The organism is Mucilaginibacter sp. BGA-UO-ETr-C110 (assembly GCF_059567985.1).
In genome coordinates, this window is sequence record NZ_JCAQPB010000002.1 from 5822101 (window position 1) to 5844096 (window position 21996).

At 43.2% G+C, this 21996-nt stretch carries 18 protein-coding genes, 1 tRNA gene and 1 pseudogene; 6 read left to right on the forward strand and 14 right to left on the reverse strand.

The features are described 5' to 3' along the window. Nucleotides 1-58 precede the first annotated feature (58 nt). The 6 genes from infB to AC57BQ_RS25165 all read left to right on the forward strand — a co-directional run bounded on the left by infB (nt 59) and on the right by AC57BQ_RS25165 (nt 11198). The gene (gene infB, locus AC57BQ_RS25140; RefSeq protein ID WP_496408859.1) at nt 59-3085 is read left to right on the forward strand and encodes a translation initiation factor IF-2; all 3027 of its coding nucleotides are present in this window, start codon (nt 59-61) and stop codon (nt 3083-3085) included. A 495-nt stretch (nt 3086-3580) separates the two neighbouring features. Beyond that, entirely contained in the window at nt 3581-4321 is a 741-nt protein-coding gene (locus tag AC57BQ_RS25145; protein ID WP_496408860.1) for a hypothetical protein, read from the forward strand. An 89-nt stretch (nt 4322-4410) separates the two neighbouring features. Continuing rightward, complete coding sequence (locus AC57BQ_RS25150; protein ID WP_496408861.1) at nt 4411-7206, forward strand: carboxypeptidase-like regulatory domain-containing protein; 2796 nt, start codon at nt 4411-4413, stop codon at nt 7204-7206. Between the two features lie 97 nt (nt 7207-7303). After that, entirely contained in the window at nt 7304-8473 is a 1170-nt protein-coding gene (locus AC57BQ_RS25155) for a DUF4249 domain-containing protein (RefSeq protein ID WP_496408862.1), read from the forward strand. Between the two features lie 51 nt (nt 8474-8524). Next, entirely contained in the window at nt 8525-10915 is a 2391-nt protein-coding gene (locus tag AC57BQ_RS25160) for a hypothetical protein (RefSeq protein WP_496408863.1), read from the forward strand. A gap of 209 nt (nt 10916-11124) precedes the next feature. Then, nucleotides 11125-11198: transfer RNA gene (locus tag AC57BQ_RS25165), tRNA-Asp, on the forward strand. A gap of 725 nt (nt 11199-11923) precedes the next feature. On the opposite strand, the pseudogene AC57BQ_RS25170 reads toward AC57BQ_RS25165, so the two are convergent. From AC57BQ_RS25170 to traK, 14 genes and pseudogenes are all read right to left on the reverse strand, one after another. Beyond that, nucleotides 11924-12715, reverse strand: a pseudogene (locus AC57BQ_RS25170) (recombinase family protein); the annotation flags it as partial. A 196-nt stretch (nt 12716-12911) separates the two neighbouring features. Beyond that, entirely contained in the window at nt 12912-13337 is a 426-nt protein-coding gene (locus AC57BQ_RS25175) for a hypothetical protein (RefSeq protein ID WP_496408864.1), read from the reverse strand. Continuing rightward, a complete protein-coding gene (locus AC57BQ_RS25180; RefSeq protein ID WP_496408865.1) occupies nt 13321-14124 on the reverse strand; it encodes a DUF3560 domain-containing protein in 804 nt (267 codons plus the stop codon). Before AC57BQ_RS25180 ends, AC57BQ_RS25175 begins: the two co-directional genes overlap by 17 nt. Nucleotides 14125-14131: 7 nt before the next feature. Next, entirely contained in the window at nt 14132-14944 is an 813-nt protein-coding gene (locus tag AC57BQ_RS25185; protein ID WP_496408866.1) for a DNA adenine methylase, read from the reverse strand. Nucleotides 14945-14986: 42 nt separating this feature from the next. Then, nucleotides 14987-15934, reverse strand: coding sequence for a hypothetical protein (locus AC57BQ_RS25190; RefSeq protein WP_496408867.1), 948 nt, complete (start codon nt 15932-15934; stop codon nt 14987-14989). Nucleotides 15935-15957: 23 nt separating this feature from the next. Further along, nucleotides 15958-16953 (reverse strand): hypothetical protein, encoded by a 996-nt coding sequence (locus AC57BQ_RS25195; protein ID WP_496408868.1) that lies wholly within the window; start codon nt 16951-16953, stop codon nt 15958-15960. Then, nucleotides 16950-17246 (reverse strand): hypothetical protein, encoded by a 297-nt coding sequence (locus tag AC57BQ_RS25200; protein WP_496408869.1) that lies wholly within the window; start codon nt 17244-17246, stop codon nt 16950-16952. Before AC57BQ_RS25200 ends, AC57BQ_RS25195 begins: the two co-directional genes overlap by 4 nt. Before the next feature lie 30 nt (nt 17247-17276). Next, complete coding sequence (locus AC57BQ_RS25205; protein ID WP_496408870.1) at nt 17277-17540, reverse strand: hypothetical protein; 264 nt, start codon at nt 17538-17540, stop codon at nt 17277-17279. Between the two features lie 14 nt (nt 17541-17554). Next, a complete protein-coding gene (locus tag AC57BQ_RS25210; RefSeq protein WP_496408871.1) occupies nt 17555-18379 on the reverse strand; it encodes a hypothetical protein in 825 nt (274 codons plus the stop codon). A 33-nt stretch (nt 18380-18412) separates the two neighbouring features. Next, nucleotides 18413-18913 carry a hypothetical protein gene (locus AC57BQ_RS25215; RefSeq protein WP_496408872.1) on the reverse strand — a complete coding sequence of 167 codons (501 nt, stop codon included), beginning with the start codon at nt 18911-18913 and terminating at the stop codon, nt 18413-18415. Nucleotides 18914-18964: 51 nt separating this feature from the next. Beyond that, nucleotides 18965-19798, reverse strand: coding sequence for a conjugative transposon protein TraN (gene traN / locus AC57BQ_RS25220; protein WP_496408873.1), 834 nt, complete (start codon nt 19796-19798; stop codon nt 18965-18967). Nucleotides 19799-19817: 19 nt separating this feature from the next. Then, on the reverse strand, nt 19818-21047 hold the full coding sequence (gene traM, locus AC57BQ_RS25225; protein WP_496408874.1) for a conjugative transposon protein TraM: 1230 nt from the start codon (nt 21045-21047) through the stop codon (nt 19818-19820). 7 nt (nt 21048-21054) lie between these two features. After that, entirely contained in the window at nt 21055-21357 is a 303-nt protein-coding gene (locus tag AC57BQ_RS25230) for a hypothetical protein (protein WP_496408875.1), read from the reverse strand. A 5-nt stretch (nt 21358-21362) separates the two neighbouring features. Further along, a complete protein-coding gene (gene traK, locus AC57BQ_RS25235) occupies nt 21363-21980 on the reverse strand; it encodes a conjugative transposon protein TraK (protein WP_496408876.1) in 618 nt (205 codons plus the stop codon). Nucleotides 21981-21996 lie beyond the last annotated feature (16 nt).

The following is a 21996-nucleotide window of genomic DNA, read 5'->3' on the forward strand; positions in this document are numbered from 1 at the left end:
CATAGAAACCAAAATTAAAATCGTATTTTTGCGATAATAAGCAGAGAAATTATAATAAATGTCAGAAGACAAATCAATAAAATTAATTAAAGCAGTAAAAGAACTCAACATTGGTATGGGTACCATTGTCGATTTTTTGGCTACTAAAGGCTATAAGGTAGATAAACAACCTATGGCTAAGCTGGATGGCGACATGTACACCGCATTGTTGAAGGAGTTTGCTGTGGACAAAAGTATTAAGGAGGAAGCCAAGCAGATCAGTATCGGAAAGATCAGAAAAGAAGAGCCTGCTGGGTTTCCGGAAAAGCCGGTTGAAAATCGCCGTTCACGGGATTTTGAGAACGAAGAGATCCTGATCAAAAACGCCGGTAACTATACTTCGCCACAGGCAGAAAAACCAAAACCGGTTGAACCTGTTGCCGAAAAGTCTGACGAACGTAATGACGTTTTGCCGGGTGTTAAGGTAGTGGGTAAAATTGACCTTAATAATCTGAACGCGAAACCTCAGCCAGCGGCTGAAAAACCGGCAGAGGTGGTAAAACCTGTAGAGGTTGCTAAACAGCCCGAAGTTGTGGCTCCTGAGCCCAAACCGGAACCAAAGGCCGAAGCGCCTGTAGAAAAGGCCCCTGAGGCCCCAAAAGCAGAGGAGCCAAAGCAACAGCCTGTTGTTGAAACTCCAAAAGCCGAAGAACCAAAAGCACCAGTAACACCGGTAGCCCCGGTTGTGCAGGCACCGGTTATTGAAGCTGCTGCTGACGAGAACCAGGAACCTGATGTGATCAGAGCAAAAGCCGAAAGACTTACAGGGCCTAACGTGATTGGTAAAATACAATTACCGGTTAACGCGCCTAAACGTAATCCGGTGGCATCATCATCGAACGCTAACAGCGCCGATCATAAACGCAAAAGAAAACGTAAAGATAGCCAGGGTAATCCTCAGCATGGCGGTGGACAGCAGGGTGGTGGCAATCACCAGCAACCGCAGCAGGGACAAGGGCACAATAACCCACCTGCAGCCGGCGGAACCATTAATCCAAACCGCCCTGATTTCAGGAATCGTGGTAACGGCGCTCCCGGAAATGGTGGCCCTAACCAGGGTGGCGGCAATCGTCCTGACTTCAGGAACAGCCGTAACAACCCGCCTCAAAATAGCGGTCCAAAAGAGGAACCATCTGAAAAAGATATACAAGACCAGATCAAAGCAACGCTGGCCCGTTTAAGCGGAGCTGGTAAGTCGGGTAAATTTGCGCAAAGGGCTAAATTCCGTCGTCAAAAACGTGATGATGTGGCCTCTACCGCCGAAGAACTGGCATTGGAGCAGGAATTACAGTCGAAAGTATTAAAGGTTACCGAGTTTGTAACCGCGAACGAGCTGGCTTTGATGATGGATGTATCTGTAACACAGATCATATCTACCTGTATGAGCCTGGGGCTGTTTGTGTCTATTAACCAAAGGCTTGATGCCGAAACCCTAAGCATTGTTGCCGACGAGTTTGGCTACCAGATAGAGTTTGTAAAACCACAGGATGAAGAGGGTAACCTTGACCAGGTTGATGAACCAGAAGATCTGATACCACGTGCGCCAATTGTGACCATCATGGGACACGTTGACCACGGTAAAACATCCCTGCTCGACTTTATACGTAAAACAAACGTAATAGGCGGCGAAGCCGGTGGTATTACCCAGCACATTGGTGCTTATGAGGTAACCCTGCCTGGTGATAAAGGTAAAATTACCTTTCTGGATACTCCGGGTCACGAGGCGTTTACTGCCATGCGTGCAAGGGGTGCGCAGGTAACGGATATAGTAATTATAGTAATTGCCGCAGACGATAGCGTGATGCCGCAAACCCGCGAGGCTATAAACCACGCGCAGGCTGCCGGAGCACCTATTATTTTCGCTTTCAACAAAATTGATAAGCCAGGCGCTAATGCCGATAAGGTACGTGAGCAGCTTTCGGCCATGAACATTTTGGTTGAAGAGTGGGGTGGTAAATACCAAACCCAGGAAATATCGGCTAAAACAGGTTTAAATGTTGAGCTGCTTTTAGAAAAAGTATTGCTTGAGGCCGAATTGCTTGAATTGAAAGCCAACCCGAATAAACGTGCCGTAGGTACTGTTATTGAAGCAGCCCTTGATAAAGGCCGTGGTATTGTTACCACTATCCTTGTACAAGCTGGTCGCTTAAAAGTGGGCGATCCTATACTGGCAGGCTGTTACAGCGGTCGTGTTAAGGCCTTAACCAACGAGCGTGGCCAAAGGGTTGAATCTGCAGGGCCATCAACACCGGTACAGGTGTTAGGTATGCAGGGCGCGCCTACAGCAGGTGATAAGTTTAATGTACTGGAGAGTGAAGTTGAAGCCCGTGAAATTGCTAACAAGCGCTTGCAATTGCAACGTGAGCAAGGTTTACGTACCCAGAAACACATCACCCTTGATGAGATCGGCCGTCGTTTGGCAGTTGGTAACTTTAAGGAGTTGAACATTATTGTTAAAGGTGACGTCGATGGATCGATCGAGGCATTGTCTGACTCTTTACTTAAACTATCAACCGAACAGATCCAGGTTAATATCATATCTAAAGCAGTTGGTCAGATCTCTGAATCTGATGTATTGCTGGCTTCCGCGTCTGACGCGATCATTATCGGTTTCCAGGTTCGTCCGTCAGGAAGTGCCCGTAAACTGGCCGAGGCTGAGCAGATCGATATCAGGTTATACTCTATCATCTACGATGCGATCAATGAGATCAAAGCTGCGATGGAAGGTATGCTTGCACCAACATTTGAAGAGAAGATCGTTGCCAATGTGGAAATACGTGAAACCTTTAAGATCAGCAAAGTGGGTACTATAGCAGGCTGTATGGTGCTGGATGGTAAAATTAACCGTAACAGCAAGATCCGTATCATACGCGATGGTGTGGTAATTTACACTGGCGAACTGGCTTCGTTAAAACGCTTTAAAGATGATGTTAAGGAAGTAGCAACCGGTTACGAATGCGGTTTGAACATCCTGAACTTTAATAACATTGAAGTAGGCGACATTGTTGAAGCTTATGAAAATGTAGAAGTGAAACGTAAGTTGTAGTAACAGCTTTCCTATATTCAAAAATAAAAAAGGCCCTTTTAAGGGCCTTTTTTATTTTAAATATTATGATGACGTGGGTGATGCACCACACGGTGACGATGATGTGTTTGTGCGCTGGCTGCGGTGTAGGCAAATGTTGCAAATAATACAACGGCTAATATTTTTAGAGCTTTCATAAAATTCTTATTTGGCTTGTTATAACTGATAGACAGCTGTTTTGATTGCCGGGTTAATCAATGCAGATGTAACAATAGCGTTTCATTTTAGGTGTGATCGCTATCTTTATTTGCCAGGCAGCTATGCGGCTTCATAATGTGTCGTCAGGCATTCTATAATCGGTTTAGCAATCTATTAAAGGCGTGATTTGTACACGGGACGTAAACCTGGTCATTGTAACATGATTAATACAATGAAGGCCTGGGCTTAAGTATTTTACGTAACGCTTTGATTTTTAGCTAAAAGTAACGTAATTTCCATTTCCTTATCAGAACCTAAATGATCAAAAAACTTTTACTGAGTTTTATCGTAATTCTCCTCTGTGATATTACGAAGCAAACTCAGGCCCAAACCACATCAACAGATACCTCTGGGCAGCATCTGGCGCGTATTACAGATGCCTATAATGTTGCTATTGGTCAGCAATCGCGTTTGTATAACGGGCCCGAATATGAAGCTTATAACCCGACTATAAGAGGAAACGCCTATTTTCAGGATATAGATAAGTTTAGCCCAGGCACGGTTACTTACGACGGTTTGTTTTTTAAGGATGTACCTATCATGTACGACCTGAATAAAGACGTTGTTGTAGTACTCTTATATAATAAATTTTCTATGTATACCCTGCTGAATGAACGTGTTGAGCGTTTTGATCTGCTCAATCATCATTTTATAAATATCATGTCCGATTCATTACATACAAATACAGGCATCGACCCAGGTTTTTATGATGAGTTATATCATGGCAATATTGTTGTGCTGGCAAAGTATTCAAAATCAATCCAAACAACCTCCGTTTCAAATACGCTCGAAAGCTATTTTTCATCAAGCAAAAATTTTTACCTGAAGAAAGGGAACAATTATTACAGTATCAGCGGACAGGGCGCCCTCCTTGATATTTTAAAAGATAAAAGGAAGGAGCTGAAGCAATACATTAAAACCAATAAGATCAAATATAGGAAAGCCCCGGCAGAAGCTATGGTAGCTATAGCTGGCCGGTATGATGAGTTATCCAGATAGGATGTCTAAAAATTGACCGGCAAAATAGCATCCTGACGATAGGGATTCATATAATATTTTACCGGTAGGGGTAAAAAATAAAATTACAGATGAAAAAAATTTACTTTCTGAGTTTCTGTTTTTTGGTACTTGCTAAGTTGGGTTTTGCTCAGCAAAATACAATAGCGCCAATAAGTGTAAACTTTCAACAGGTTACCATCGGCCAATTTGTAACAGAACTGGAAGCAAAGACAGGGTATCGTTTTTATTATAACTCCATTCAGTTTGATAGTTTAAAAATTTCTGTTGAAGTAAATAATAAGCCAATTGAAACGGTGTTGGATATGGCTTTTAAAAATACTGATTTTCATTATGCTATTACCGCGCAGCGCCAGATATTCCTTACCCGTGGGCGCGAGATACAAACCAAATTACCTGCTGGCTTTTTCGGGAATAAACCGGGAGTTGCTCCACCAGTAACAAATCAACCTATAACTGTTACAACTAATGCTACAGTGGCTGATTTTACTGATGAAAAAGAAAAAAAGGTTCCGGAGGCTACTACAGAAAATAAATTATATGAAATAGGTGCTAAAACAAACACCATTCAGCCAGGTAAAGCCACGCTATCGGGGTATGTACGTGACAATAAATCGGGCGAATCGGTGGTAGGCGCCAGCATTTATGTTACCAATACTAAAACGGGTGTAGCTACTGATCAGTTTGGATACTTTACTATTGTATTGCCAAAAGGACGGCAAATTTTAAGTATAAGAGGTATAGGCATGCGCGATACGCGACGTCAGATAGTGTTGTACGCTGATGGTAAACTGATCATTGAAATGCAGGAACAGGTAACCAGCTTAAAGGAGGTAAAAATATCTGCCGAAAAGGTAGCCAATGTTCGTAATGTGCAGTTAGGCGTAAACAGGCTCGATATTAAAAGCATTAAACAGGTACCTACCGTATTTGGCGAAGCCGATGTGTTGCGGGTAGTGTTAACACTGCCTGGTGTGCAGTCGGTAGGTGAGGCCACAACCGGATTTAATGTTCGTGGAGGCTCTGCCGATCAGAATTTAATATTACTTAATGATGCCACTATTTATAACCCCTCGCATTTTTTTGGGTTCTTCTCTGCATTTAACCCTGATATTGTAAAGGATATTGAGTTGTACAAGAGTAGCATCCCCGAAAAATTTGGTGGACGCCTGTCGTCCGTATTGGATATAACCGATCGGGAGGGTAATAAAAAGAAATTTGCCGGATCGGCCGGGATTGGCTTAATAACCAGCAGGCTCAATGTGGAGGGGCCAATTATTAAAGATAGAACCTCATTTATATTTGGTGGGCGTATCACTTACTCAGATTGGCTGCTCAAGCTATTGCCCGAAGCGTATAAACATAGCCAGGCCTCCTTCTACGACCTTAATTTTGATGTAAGCCACCAGATAGATGATAAAAACAATCTCTATCTTACAAGCTACCTGAGTCACGATCAATTTAAACTCAACAGTGATACAGCCTATAGTTACAGCAATAGAAATATCAACATCAAATGGAAACATAATTTTAACGATAAGCTCTTTAGCCTGATAACAACCGGCATTGACAGATATCAGTATAATATTGCAAGTTTTGATAACCCGGTAAATGCCTACAAGCTTAATTTTGATATCAATCAAACCAACCTTAAGGCAGATTTTACTTATTATCTTAACAGAAAAAATACGGTTGACTTTGGCGTAAGCTCCATTTATTATAAACTTCACCCCGGCGACTTTCAGCCTAACGATGCAAAATCATTAGTAACGCCTGATGTAGTTCCGGCTCAGCAGGCTTTGGAAAGCGCGGCCTATGTTGGTGATAAATATGACATCACAGATGACCTCTCATTAAGCGCCGGTATCAGGTATTCGCTTTACAATTACCTGGGGCCTCAAACTGTTTATAATTATGCCCCCAACCTGCCAAAAACAAGTTCAAACCTTTTGGATAGTACCACCTACTCCAAAAATAAAGTGATCAAAACCTATTCAGGGCCCGAGTTCAGGCTTTCTGCCCGGTATAATTTAGGGGATAATACTTCTATAAAAGCAGGATATAATACTTTGAGGCAATATATACACCTGCTTTCAAACACTACGGCCATAGCACCAACTGATGTATGGCAGCTAAGCGACCCTAATATTAAACCACAATATGGCGACCAGGTATCATTAGGCCTGTATCATAACTTAAAAGCAAATACCATTGAAACCTCGGTTGAGATTTATTATAAACGACTAAGAGATTATCTGGATTACAGAAGCGGAGCCAACCTGGTGCTCAATCATCACATTGAAAATGATGTACTGGGTACCCAGGGTAAAGCTTATGGTATTGAGTTTTTGATCAAAAAAACCACCGGTAAAGCCAATGGATGGATCAGCTATACCTATTCCCGTACGTTTTTGAGGCAGGATAATATAAACGAAGGAGAGTTAATTAATGGGGGGGCTTATTACCCGGCCAATTTTGATAAGCCGCATGACTTTAATTTTATTGGTAATTACCGGTTTTCGCACAGGTTTAGCGTATCGTTAAATGTAACTTATAGTACAGGCAGGCCAATTACACTGCCTATCGCCAAATATGAATATGGCGGTTCTGAAAGGGTGCTTTATTCTGACAGGAACACTTACCGGATACCAGACTATTTCAGATCAGATTTTTCGATGAATATTGAAGGCAATCATAAAATACATCAGCGAACGCATAATTCATTCACTTTGGGGGTTTATAATCTTACCGGAAGGCAAAATGCTTACTCTGCGTATTTTACCCAACAAGCTGGGGTAATTAGTGGTTTTAAGCTGTCCATATTTGCCAAGCCAATACCATTTATTAACTATAACATCAGGTTTTAACAATAATGAATAATAGCCTCATCATCAGTATGATTTCTGCATATAAAGTTTTACAAAAATTGAACAAAAACCTATTGGTAGTAAAATGAAAAGCAACATGAGTAAAAGTAAATATATATGGTACTTATTTGTGGTAATAGGGGTTGTGATAAGCTGTAAGAAGCCATATAACCCACCCATTGTAAGTAGCGATAACCACTACCTGGTTGTTGAAGGAGTAATTAATAGTGGTAACGACTCTACTATAATTAACCTAAGCAGAACGGTGAAGTTATCTGAAAGTGTAAGCACACAACTAATGACCAATTATACCGTGGCAGTAGAAGGAGAACAGGGAGGTAGTTACCCTTTGCAGTCGGAGGGGAATGGTACATACGATATTGGCCCAATGCATCTTGACCCTTCGCAAAAATACAGATTACATATTACCACTCCGGATGGCAAGCAATACGCGTCAGATTATGAAGTAGTAAAGCCAACGCCGCCTATTGATAGTATTGGTTTTGCTCCTAAAAGTAACTATCTGCAGATATATGCAAATGCGCATGATGCCAGTAATACTACCCGCTATTATAGATGGGACTACTCGGAAGCCTGGCGCTTTCATGCTAAATTTCAATCAAGCTTTATCGCCGATGGTAATTTAGTACGAATCAGGCATGCTGATGAATCAGTATATTATTGCTATGCGAATGACAAATCAAGCAATATAGTGTTAGGTTCATCAGAAAAACTCACTCAGGATGTTATATTTCAAAGCCCTATAACCACCATATCATCAGATGCGGAAAAGCTGGAATTACGGTATAGTATTTTACTAAAACAGTATGCACTAACCAAGGCCGGTTATCAATTTTGGGAAAACCTGAAAAAAAATACCGAGCAATTGGGTAGTATATTTGATGCGCAGCCTACTCAATTGCAAGGAAATATTCATAATATAAATGACCCTACAGAGCCTGTTATTGGGTATATAAGTGTTACCAACCCACAATCAAAAAGAATATACATCAATAAGGGGCAATTACCGAATAATTGGATAGAAAAGTATCCTTATGATTGTGGTATGCCCGATTCGGCCTTTTTTTCCCCAAAGGGAGGAGGACAAAATGAGGTATTATTCTATATTATTCAAGGGGGAGGAATAGCAATAAATGCAATATATGGCCCTTCTGCCATCTTGGGATACACCTATTCATCCTCTCAGTGTGCAGACTGTACCATACGGGGCAAGGTAAAAAAGCCTGCATTTTGGATAGATAATTAACAGATAAATATATTGCTATATAAAAATAGAACTAAATACCAGGTACCGGTTATGAAAAAAATTAAGGCGACTACTAAGATTATAGCTTTATTGATTGGAGGGTTATTGCAACTGCACACGAATTGCCCGGCACAGGTATTAAATCAAATTAAAAATAGCTTTAATCAGTACGGGCACGAATCTGTACAGGAAAAAATATTTGTTCATACTGACAAGAGTACTTATTTGCCCGGCGAAATCATCTGGTTTAAGATTTATAATGTTGATGCCAGTGTTCATAAATCGATCAGTTTAAGTAAAGTTGTATACATTGATGTACTTGATCGGGAACAAAATGCTGTATTGCAGGCAAAAATTGCCATGAAAAATGGCGTGGGAAGCGGCTCTTTATATATCCCGGTATCTTTGAATAGTGGCAATTACAAATTAAGAGGATATACCAACTGGATGAAAAACTTCAGTCCTGATTATTATTTTGATAAAACCATTCTTATTGTAAACCCGCTAAGAATACCTGATGCGGTACCCCAGCAAACACAGGCAGGTTACGATGTGCAGTTTTTCCCTGAAGGAGGAAATTTGATCAGCGGTATCACCAGTAAAATAGCTTTTAAGGTAACAACGCCAAATGGCACAGGATTGAATGTATACAGAGGCTTTATTATTGACGAACATAATGATACAGTAGCCCGGTTTGAACCATTGAGATTTGGGATAGGTAGCTTCATGTTCGGCCCGGTTGCTAATACTACGTATAAAGCTATTATTAAAACAGCTGCGGGGAGTGTGATTTCTAAAGAGCTACCGGCAATCAGTAGCCAGGGTTACACCATGCAGTTGAAAGACAGTGGTGGCGGGCAATTGGAGGTCACAGTGAGTGGCGCGGGTACCGGGAGTGGAGAAGTATATCTTTTTGCCCATACCCGGCAAATGGTTAAAGTAGCTGAAAGTGCCAGTCTTAACTCCGGAATAGCCAATTTTACAATTGATAAAGCAAAACTCGGTGAAGGAATATCGCACATTACCATATTTAACAATGCTAAGCAACCGGTTTGCGAGCGGCTTTATTTTAAACGCCCTAAACAACAATTGTTGATCGAAGCATCTGCCGATCAGCCACAGTATGCAATTCGCAAAAAGGTTAATATCAATATTTCGGCGAAAAGTGCAGCCGGGAATCCATTGCGGGCTAATTTATCTCTATCGGTTTTTCGGATCGATACGTTACAGCACGCGGATGGGGACGATATTGTGAATTACCTTTGGCTGAAATCAGATTTACGCGGAAATATCGAATCTCCAGGTTATTACTTTAAAAACATTAACGCAGAAACGGATGCTGCTCTTGATAACCTGATGCTTTCGCAGGGCTGGAGAAGATTTCAGTGGAACAATGTATTGAACAATAAGCCTGCGGTGCTTAATTTTCTGCCCGAATACAATGATCATTTAATAACCGCTAAGGTGGTTAATGCAGTTACAGGCCATCCTGCCGAGGAGGTATTGGTATACTTAAGTGTTCCAGGGAAAAGAGTTCAGCTATACACTTCAAGAAGTGATTCATTAGGTCGGTTGGTGTTTAATACCAAACAACTGTTTGGCCCTGGCGAGATCATCGCCCAAACAAATTCAGAGCGGGATACCTCCTTCCGTATAGATGTTTTGAGTCCTTTTTCTGAACAGTATACAAAGTATAAGGTACCCTCGATAAATATAACCCCGGGCATGCAAAAAGCCCTGGAAGAGCATAGCCTGGGTATGCAGGTACAAAACATATATGCAGGCAATAAAATAAAACAGTTTTATGATCCGGGAGTTGATAGCTCGGGTTTTTTTGGAACACCATATAAAACTTATCTTTTGGATAACTATACCCGCTTTACTACGATGGAGGAGGTATTGCGGGAATATATAAGGGAGGTGAACGTTGTACGATCACATAAAAGATATCATATAAAAGTATTGAATGACAAAGGGTTTTTAGACGGAGATCCCCTGGTTATGCTTGACGATGTACCGGTGTTTAATATCGATAAAGTAATAGCTATTGACCCGCTAAAGGTGAAAAGGTTAGAAGTGATCAGAGAAAGATATTATTATGGACCATCTGTATATGAAGGTATATTAAGCTATACAACCTATAAAGGCGACCTCGGTGGAATTGAAATGGATCCGCACGCGGTAGTGCTTGATTACGAAGGCTTGCAGCTGCAGCGGGAATTTTATTCGCCGGTTTATGATACAGATGAGGTGGCCAAAAGCCGGACGCCAGATTTTCGGAATCTTTTATTTTGGCAGCCCAATGTCAATATCAACTCTGGCGGAACAAGCCAATTGACGTTTTATACCTCTGATCAAACCGGGAAATTCATAGGGCTAATACAAGGACTGACCCCAAATGGAGATGCCGGCAGCCAGTATTTTACCTTTGACGTAAAATAAATTAAAAAAAGTTTAAAAGATCTCAGAGGTAAAATATTGGAGAATTTGCACTTGGTTTGGGCTGATATTGAGTTGTTTATAGAAGAGGTAAGTATTAACTGATTATACCTGATAACCCCTTCAAAGAGTAATACAGCCATGATAAATGAGTTTTTTTTTAAAACCATTTGCGTAATACAAAAAGCTGCGTATATTTGCAGACCCAAAACGGAGTGGTAGTTCAGCTGGTTAGAATACATGCCTGTCACGCATGGGGTCGCGGGTTCGAGTCCCGTCCATTCCGCTGAGCGGGGGAACTGAAAAGTTCTCCCGCTTTTTTTCATATATAAGCAATCCTTTTTCTTTCATTATCAACGAGTTGTGGGCTAACTCATCTATCATTGTCGGGGTTCGATAGATACCGTTTTGATAGTAGAGGTTGTTATCGAACCCCAGCCTTATTAACTCCTGTTTTTCGGTTGTATCAGAACATTTGTAAACGAAATTAAGATCAGTTAATCGCTCGAGGTTCTCATAAAGCGCTTTATATACTTTGCTTTGATCTTGTCCTAACCGATCAATAGCTGCGCTTAATTGCATCCGATTATTAGTGATGATGGTGAACCACTTTTGGTAAGTTTCGTGGTTTATTTTGTTTGTAATCCATTTCTCTTCTATAGACATCAATTTCGCATCCTCCTGGGCCAACTCGCGCTGCTTTTCCGCAAGTAGCGTCTTTTCATTTTTGATGCGTAGGCTAATAGCATCCTCACTTTCATTTTTGATGGCTTTAACGACATTAGATGGCAAACTCATCAAATCAAATATCTGGGATAGCTGATCATGTGCTTTTGTGGCGCTGAGGTTAAGGTGGACCGTTTTATTGCACTTATAGTAGTAGTAATATTTACCCCAGCGACCGCGAGACGGCGCTCCTGTTAGCGGTTTACCACAATGGCACTTTAATACACCACGAAGAGGTAGTTCGTCCTCTACGACGACCTTTTCTTTTTCGGGCTTGGTTAGTTTCTGTTTGACATTGTGCCACGTGACATAGTCAATAATAGGCTCATGGTTTGCCTTAAACAGGCCACCAGGATAGTCCTTATAAGGCTCGACGTATTGGAGGCCGGCATAGACGGGATAGCTTAGTATTCTTTGGATGGCAACATTCCCTGTTCTTTTTAGTCCAAGTTCCGCAGCTTTCTCCGCGATCTTATAGGGAGGCACACCGTTTAGAAACGCGTCGTAGATGTATCGTACAATTTCGGCTTCCCGCTCATTTATTTCAAGATGCCGCTCCTTGCGTTCACCAACCTTTCTATAACCAAAAGGTGGATTTTTGTAGATGTAACGACCCTCTTTAGCTTTGGCAGTATAAATGCCACCTCTTACTTTTACGCTACGGTTGATGTTATCCTCTTCCGCAAGTAATAATTGTAACCCTGTTCTAAAAAAACTTCCAGGCGTTGTGTAATCGTAAGTAATTCCCTCTGTGACGCTCACAATCTGGATGTTGTATTCCATTTGGAGCTTTTTAACCATTTTGATCGCTTCGCCTGCATCCCGACTGAACCTATCTAACTGGTCCACGATGAGAAAATCTACAGACCTATAATGTTTCCGAATGAACGCCTCCAGCTTTTTAAAGTCAGGACGGTCGAATGTACGGGCACTTTTACCCCGGTCAATAAATGTATCTACAAGATCAACATCATTGTTTTTTAACCATTGGTCAGTGTATAGTTCCTGACGTTCGATAGAGCCATTGCTTTGGTGCTTATCACTAAATCTCAGGTATCTGATCGCTCTCTTTTTCATAACATTGTCTTATCGTCGCATTAACAATTATCCTCACTATTAAAGATACCAATTTTCGTCCATTTTCGGACAACTCAATGGGGTTATTTACTTCATTAGCAGCGCTTTCTGAAGGTTGTCTTACTGTTCCTGATTCACATTGCTTTTCTGTCATAATACACCTTCTAAATAAAAAAAAGCCCGTTTCCGGGCTGCGTTATTGTTTGGGTTTTATTACCCTGCCGACCAGCAAGATTTTCTGCATTTCCAGCCACTTGTCAAATGAAGTCGTGCAATAAAATTTTGCGGTATCGTTTAACATAGCGATCTGCAGCGCTTTTGCATGTTTGTTTTGATTTACCAGCCGTCGGATCAGCAATAAACATTGCTGATCTTTTGCTGATTGTTCATTTATGCATGAAAGAATTCCCTGTGAAATTACCTGACGGGGTAAGAGAGTGATTAATCCCATTGGATCGTACCATCCCGCCACGCCGTCAGTAAAAGATATCGTTACCTTGTCAGGATCATCAACTGATCCTACGCGACCGACAGCCCCTTGCCTGTTAAGAGGGTCAGTAGTTAAGTCCGGATGAACCATAACAATTCTGCCCTGTCCATTTTTGTTATTGTGCCTGGCCATTTGTTTTTCCTTTCGTCTTTTTAGTTGTCGGTTTCCAATCCGGATCTATAGCCAGCATTTTTCCATAGAAGAATTGCAGCTTGTCCCGTTCTTCTGTTAATCGACCATTGTAAAAATCCTTTGCCTCCGGGGTGATTTCTCTTTCCGGCGAGTGCCGGTACATTTTTCCTTGCAACCGCAATTCGAGAACCCTTATGTGTTTCTCGCATTCTTTGATGCGGTTGTTCAGGTATTTAGGGTTGGTGAATTTCTTTCCGGATGCGGTGTATTGAGCATTCTCTGCCTTTTCCGCATAGTATGCAGCCTTGTCCTGCTCTGCGAATGCTTTACCGAACGTGTTGTGTATTCTTTCCCGGTAGTTCCGGTCGCGTTGCTCACTATGATGGCCTACATGTATTGGCTGACCAAAAGGAATTGCAGAAGCCATTTCTTTCGCTTTGTCATACAAGCGATCAGATTCGGATAGCGCACTTTGCTTTCGACCCTCAGCCCGTTCAGCTCTATCTTCGGCACGGTGCTGCTCTCTTTCAACCTGCCGTTCAAACGAAAGTTTCTCACCAATGGGGCTTCGCTCTTCAAACCCAAGCTGGGTAAGCTGGCTTTTTAGATAACCAGCATTCTCTGATTTCGCCTTACTAACCCAGCACTTCTGCTTATTATTAAAGAGACAATAATGTGAGAAAATCTTTTTCTTCTGCAGGTCAAGCTTTTGATAGAATTCCTTTGTAGTATAAATATTCAGCTTGCCTGTTTCCAGGTTTTTGTGATAGTAGTTTTCTGTTTCCATCGTAAGCTTACTTTGTATCCGTGATTGGATAATTCGCGGTTAGCATTTCCGTCTTCATTTTGGGGTTTCCCCCTTTGGCATTGACCGTTACCAGTATTTCCCGGTTGATAGAATACCAGCCATTGGCTGCGCTATATCGCTCCAATATATCTGTGGGATAAGAGGATAGCAGAAATTTCCCTTTAATGCGCGATAGCAGGCGCAACAGCGCCTCATAATCCGCTTCCGTATATCCTTTATAGTGACCGCAATTACTGCCGATATAAGGCGGGTCACAGTAAAAGAATGCCCCCTCATGATCACGGCTTTCGATAATATACAAGGCGTCTGCATTCTCGATAGCAACTTTCTCCAGCCGCTGAGCATACACTTCGGTGAAATTCTCTCTTTTGTTAGCAATGCGTTTAGACGTAGTATTATCAGTTTTATCAAAACCGAAAGGGCCATCCAACTTTGAAGCGAACCCCTGTGAAGAAAGTACCCATACTGCCCAAGCCCTACGCACTTCATCAAACAGATCCGGATTGTAATAAACAATTTCTGCCTGCCTGTGTGCATTCCGGCAATGCAGCGTTCGTTGGATCATTTTCTGTAGTGGCCTGAACTGTTCTTTGGTAGCTTTATAGAAATTCATCAGCTCGCCGTTGGTATCATTAAGTACTTCCGATTTAGAAGGCGGCTTATGGAAGAACACTGCCCCGCCACCGGTAAATGGTTCGCCGTATAAGATGTGCTCCGGTATCAGCGAGATAATAAGCGGTGCGAGCGTTTGTTTGCCACCATAATAAGTCAGCGGTGGACGCATTTTTTTGTCTGTCATACTTCACTATTTCATTTTCACTAAAAATTTTTTTTGAATTACTCAGGGGCGTTGGCCCCCTCGCGTTTTTATTTTATGATAGCCGCGATTTTCGACAGCTCTTATAAGAGTGTGTGGAGGGTTGTTTACGATCTGAATTTCTCTTTGCTCCGGATCAGCCTGTAAATAAATAGTTCGCTCGGTCCGTTGATCCCGGACAGGGACAATATTGCCATTACTTAAATCTTCAGCTATCCTGATCTTTTCATCATCGCCCATCGGCTGAACCGGGATAATTTCATTTAAACTTTCCCCAAGATCAAAATCCGCAAGTCTCTCTTCTACAAAGGAGCAGTAAGGGTCAGGTATCACAGGCCGTTTTAAGATCAGCCAGTGTGGACTGCCATCGGCTTCTTCTCCAATCGCGGGCCTTTTCACAGACCTGCCTGAAAGCAGATTATATGCATGTTCGGCATTAATGTCATGATGCGGCCCATTTGTTCGAAACTCAAAAGTTCTGTCGTAACGGATCGTTTTTAGGTCGAGGTGAACAAACTGCTCAGCAATTGTGCCTTGAAAATATTTTACTTGTAATTGCTGTAAGATGTTAATTGCGTTTTCAGCACCAGTCATTCTAAACCGCTCCATCTGTTTCCAGATGTCAGCAACTTCATCTTTTAAAGCATCGAATGACCCTGATGAGTGCTCATTTCTAAAAGCTGAAAGTCGTTGTTCCAGTTTGCCGCTATTGACGCCATTGTAAACTGCATGATGAATAGGCGGTACATAGCGGAGTGTAGCCTTATAGCTACGCAGGTAAGGCGGTTGTTTCTCCGTCCGGTGAAGGGTCAGATAATACATCATTACGCCTTTTTCAAAAAGCTGGCTTTGATTCAGGTTATAAAAATCTGTGCGAAGCCGCATCATATGATCGTAAGCATCGCCTAAGTCTTTTTCATAAAAACCGTAGGGATGCATTTTTTCTAAAAAACGCTGTTTGATTTTATACATAGTGGATCGACTTAAAATTTCGGCTATACGGACGGTCCTTTACCTCTGCCTTTTCGATTTTGCCGCACGCGCAAAACTGGGCGGTTATTTTGTCGGAAGGGTGTTGACTTTGTTTTAGCTACAAGAGTGGTGTCCAGGTTCACTTTATTTAAATGCTGATCAAACAATAGCAGGGATTGCGATTTGGGGTCGGCGCTGACATAGAACAACTGATTTTTATCGTCTCCTGACAGATGAACCGGTGAAAGATCGCCTTTTATCAAGTCTTGAATGATTTGAAGACCAATCTGATCATTTTCATATCCTTGTATGTTTAAGCTTTTTAGCATTCCGGTTATATCAAAGTCCTGAAACTCTTTCAACTGCCCGCCAGCAAGCTGTTTCCACTGACCGTAAAAACTATTCGGATATAGCGGGTGCTGATTGAATTTTACTATGCCACGTCCGCACAAAAGGTTATAAGCCTCTTTTGCGGTGATGTCGTTTAGTGTATTATGCAGCGATATACCCATTCTCTTTTCGTATCGGTAAACGTGTTGGGCCACACCGATGTGCTGCTCAACCGGAGTGTCTAACCAGTAGCGTACCTGCAATCGCCGGGCAATGTCCTGCACGTCTTTGTTCTTACTTTTCTGTAACTTGAGAACTTCATCGACCGTTCGCGTTGTCATATTTTCCAGCTCAATAGGTGGGCGCTTATACTCGCTCCAATTAATCGACTTTAACTGCGCTTCCAGGTGAGCGGTATCTATTCCTTCAAATTGGCCATGTTTAATTGGGTGCGTTGTAACGAGAAGGGCGTTGTAATGCTCAGGTAAATACATACCGGTGTCTTTGTCCAGCTTTATTCGCAATTGCCAGGACATATGATCGTCACCGAACCGCTGGCGTTGGTAATACGGTATTACATCCATGCCAATACACCCTTCCAGATACTCGAACATATTGGGTTTGCTAAACCCTAATTCTGCTAATCGCTCCGTTAACCACTGGATGTCGTCTTCGCTCAATCTTTTCATGACTTTAGCTCAGCGTTTGAACTGCCAGCCGTTTGCGGCTTTTTCTTCTTAGGGGTGACCAGGTTATCCCGGATCTGCTTCGCCTTATCAAAGCCGATCCATTTACCCTTTTCATTTACCCCACGTTCCAGCAGGCCAAGGCGGATAAGGGTAACGAGGTTAACATCTTTTTCCAATAGCCGCACCAATAGGTTTGTACTGGTATTGGCAAATAGTAACAATGGATTCTCATCATCTGGCAGGCTGCCATCCTTTGCAGCCTGCCGGTATTTATTTATTAATTCCGGTGTCATAAATAGTTAGATTTTTATTGCCAGCTAAGCTTAAGGTCTTTGACCTTTCTTTGGTGGCTTCTGCCTTTTGAGGTTTTCAGCAGCTTTATCAAAGCCGACCCATTGGCCTTGCAGATTTAAGCCTCGATTAGCCAAAGTCCTTTTTGCCAGTTCGGTAAAGCTGAATTCTTTGTTCAGTCCCATCATCAGCAATTTGATCGGCGTTGTGGCAAATAAGAAAATTGGATTCTCCTCATCAGGAATGGTCCCATCCTCAGCTGCTTTATTATACTTGTCAAACTGTTCCTGTTTCACGCGCTTAAAATAAATTAGGGAGTTATACTGCGCTTTTGTTGTGGCGGCTTACTCCAGTTCACTTTCTGTTGCTGTGCCCCGGTCTTTTTTTTTTCGTCAGCGGTTGGCTGTTGTTGATTGGTTTGCTGCGCCTGAACCGGTGCCAGTTCCTCAATGAGGTTAAGTTTTGAATCAAGCAGGTTTACTTTTCCTGCTTTTGCATCGACAGCGAGCCGTGCCTGCGTTTCTTCGCCGTTCAACTGGATGGTCACCGGTACCAGGTTGGCCTTTTTCAATGACTTTTCGAAGTCAGCAGCAATTTTTGGGTTGTCGAGAAATTTTACCGGTATGGTTATCGCCTGAAGTGCATCAGAAAGGTTAAAAGGCTTTTCCTTGTAGTAATTCGTATGATAGCTGTTGACCGGGTAATTGCCGTATTCATCCTTCTGCCCTTTAATATCAAGGGTCAACCAGGTATTGTAAGACTGGCCTTCTTTGTTGAAAAGGTCTTTGTTTACCGCAACGAGTTCGCCGTATTTAAGCATGCGGTGGGCTTCAGTTGCCGAGATCAGTTGGCGGGCATGGAAATTGTGCTGCCTGATTTCCCCCTGTTGCAGGTCGGGGCTGTTATGGATCATCGTATCAAAGGAATTGAAATACACCTTGTCCTTTTCCGGATCGTCATCCCTTCTGAAATGCAGGCGATAGGCTACATCATCATCTTTTATTTTTGCGGTATGTTCCAGGAAAAACTCGGCTTTGCCCGATTTCAATTGCTCTTCTAATGCCTGGTAGAGGCTTTCTCCAAATCCTTTTTTGTATAGCTGCTCTTTGAGCTGCTCAAAATTGTCTTCTCTCATGATCTTATTTTTTTTATTGGTTACTAACTGAGGTTACATGCGCACACCTTTCCTGTGCTTATTGTGCCTGGGTTTCGCTTTCTGGTTATACCGTAGCTGCGGAAGCTGCCTGATTTTTGCCGGTTGCCTTTGGCCATCTTTTATGGGGATCGGTACGCTATGAGCGTTATCAAGCTTGTTCGCTTGCTGCAACGCCATTTTGTTTTTTGCTTCTTTTCCGGCACGAATAGCAGCATTTATTCTTGCGGTGATCCGGTGTGCAACGCGTGCTAAGATTCCCGGATATAGTGTTCTTTCCAGTTTTCTGCGCTGAAAGCGGAGCATAGTCAGCAGTGCCCGCTCGTCACGTGTTAACTGCCTATTGTCGTATTTAAAATACAGGCGGTCGAATTCTCCGAGCTTCATCTTCAGAAATTCCCTGTCTTTGAGCGCAGCTTCGGAAAACAACTGGCCAAACTGTTGCTCCTGCCCGTTCCAGGCCGAGATCTCGCCGGTAAGTGTATCCTGTTTAACTGTTTCCTGTCCTGTTTCCATATTTATTTCGGTTACTGTAAGAGATTGCTTTAGATGCGGCCTTTACTTGTTTTAACGGTGCAGGGGGCGTGCCTCCAGCAGTTTGTCTTCATCAAGCTTGCAAGTGGTATTTCGGTCGCCGTTCTGTTCGGTTAGTTCGACAACAAAATGCTTGCTGTCCGCTATGGTAAACCGGGGAAAGGCAACAATGATTGTCTGTCCGCGTTCTGCCTCCGGACTGCCAACATGATCAACATAAAGGGGAGCCGTTTCGTTATCCTGCACGGAAGTACGCTTTGCCTTTTTGCGGTCGCGGATAAAGAAACGCAGCGATCCTTCGCTAAAAGGAATTGCAGTATTGTTCTTAACCCACAGGCGAAAGAAGAGTACGTCGTTGCTGATATAGATACCATCCACTGTCAGCCGCATGCCGTGCGTGCGGTCATGTACCCCTGTTAAGAACGGCTTACTACCAGCTACGATTTGCGCATATTCTTCGATCTGTTTACCGTTCAGCGATACACCTTTAAAAACTGCAGCGGCGTATGGTGGTTGTTTTCTCAGGTCGAGTGTCTGGTAAGGAGGGATTTCCCTGTAGCTAACATTAAAGTCATATACTGTGCCGTCGGCAGTAATCACGTGCAGATTGCTCGGGGTAAAGTCCTTCTGGCCAGCTTTCACTTTCAGCACGTTTTCTACGCCTTTTACCTTCTCGGCAAGCACGTAACTATCACCGCGATCTGCTGCCTGAATGGTATTCGGAAATATCAGCAGCGTAGTTTTATGCGCAGTGATCAGTAATTCGGTTGCCGGAACCTGGGCGTTTTGGTCAAAATTTCTTACCTGCTGAGCATAAGAACCTAACACCGGCAGCAATGCTGCCAGTAGCATGATTAGTTTTTTCATATAGCTATTTAATTATTGGTTACTGATTATTTTCCTGTTTAGCTTTCTGGTCGAGCAGTAATACCGGATAACCGGCTTTCACCGTAACGCGCACCAGTTTTACTTTTTTACTGAATAGCCCTTTGGCGGCTTCCACCCCAGCGCTCGCAGCCTGTGCACCAATCGAAGGGTCAAGACTCATTAGCTGTACACTTTGAATGGCTCTGTCGGCCCCTTCTTTGGAAGCGTCGCGGCCAATAGCACCGGGAATGCGAATACCTTCTATGCCGTCCTGGTCATATACTGAAAGATTAACGGGATATAGCGAAGTATGGTAACGCACACTGGTGATTTCGATCTTCAGACGTTCGCCGTCTACACTGCATGTACCGAATATGAAGTTATTGCGTGGTATAAGGGTGCCGTTCACCATAATGTCTTCTGACAGGCGAAGCTTTACCGTTGCACCGGCAGTAACAGTCTGATTCTGTTCCGTAACAGCAGCAATAGCGGCCATTCGGACGGAATCTTCTTCTGCGTCATCGCTGATATCATAAAAACCATTGCGCGATGGAACCTGGAAATTGCTTTTGAGGTTCCCCGCCAGTACAGCTGCACGATCATCCTGCCCAGGTTTACCTACAGGGTACACCCGGCCTTTGTTCTTTAATGATTGTTCACGAAGCTGATCTTTTACCCTGTCCGGATGCTGTATGTCCAGTATCTTTTCCAGCATACCGTTGATCTGCGCCATTTCCGGGTCCTGCGAAGATGTGCCGCCTTGCTGCCCGAGCGATTGTTGCGTACGGGCGAGGTATGCCTCCATGTCTTGAGGCGGATAAGCCGGCGCGCTATAATAACCAGTGGACGAAGCCGGAGGCCGGTTAATGGCCTGCTGCAGCTGATCCAGCCTGTCCTTTATCTTTGCTTCATTAGCATCGGCAGACGTAGTGCCTGTGCCCGGAGTACCGGCAATAAAGGAATCAGTCTTTGCTGTGCCCGCCACCATACTGTCCTGTTGAATACCACTATTTGCCGTTGTGTCTTTTCCGGCCTGGTTATACAGGCTCATCTTGTCGAGCGAACCGGTGTCCATTTGAGGCTTGGGCAGTGTTACATTAAGCCCTTGTTGCTGGCTGGCAACCTGGTTTTTTGATTTTCCAACTATGCCGAGCGACCAGCAGGCAAGTGTGATAAAAGGAAGGGCGATCATTGGGATGACCAGCAGCGCCTTTCTTTTTCTGTTGAATTTTTCTGATGAATTGTCCATAAGTATGCTATTTTTTTAAAGTAATCTGAGGTCTGTTTGGCTGACGGATAGTCGTGTCCTGTAACCGTTTAAGCCAGTCTTTTTTTGCCGTTCCGGTCAGGGCGGAAACCAGCAGATAATTGCAGTAACTCGTGGCTGCAATCACAAAGAATATGAAGACTGCTTTCTTTTGGCGCATGGTCATTCTGCGTTCGCAGCCCTTCAGTATGCTTACTATGCGATCCTGCATAATCCGAAGCTTCGCGGCGATCTTTACAGCCAGCACGTCGGTCAAGCCTGATGTTTTGGTTTTGTTTTTCCTGTTCCACATGATTGCTATCTTTTCTGTACGTCTTTATCGCTATTATCCAGGATGCGCCAGCGTTCAATAAGAAATCCATGCGCATTGTTATCCGAACGGCCCACACTGCGCAGGTAACCGTCTGTTGACAGGTTACGGGTTACAATAGCTGTAGGCCGGATGATCTTCTCGGTGCCGGAGTATTTGAAATAGTAGGGATAACTGCTTAGGTCTATTCGTATGCTGTCGGTTGTTAACTGCTGGCTGACATTGCCGGAGATGACCGAACTGTAATAGCCGTTCTCCTTCAGATCCTGGTACTGCCGCGACGCTGTATTGTCGGCCAGGTAAAGTGCCTGCCGGATGTTGGCTTCGATTACTTTGTCATCCGGATCGAGGGTGAAAAAATAATAATGGAACATCCGGATATGATCGCGTGCTTCCACCTCCATGTTATCCTTTCGGTCGGATGAGCGGGCGGCCAACGCCTGGCCACCGGTAAGCAGGTATATCGTCTGCTGTGCGCTGCTAACCATGCGGTAACTTTCATATACAGTATAGCAGGTGGTGGCCGCGCAGGCGGCAATGACCACGAAAGTGAATAATCGCACATGCCGGAAAGCCGTCTCTATATTTTTTAATTGCTGAAACATAATTCTTAATTGCGTT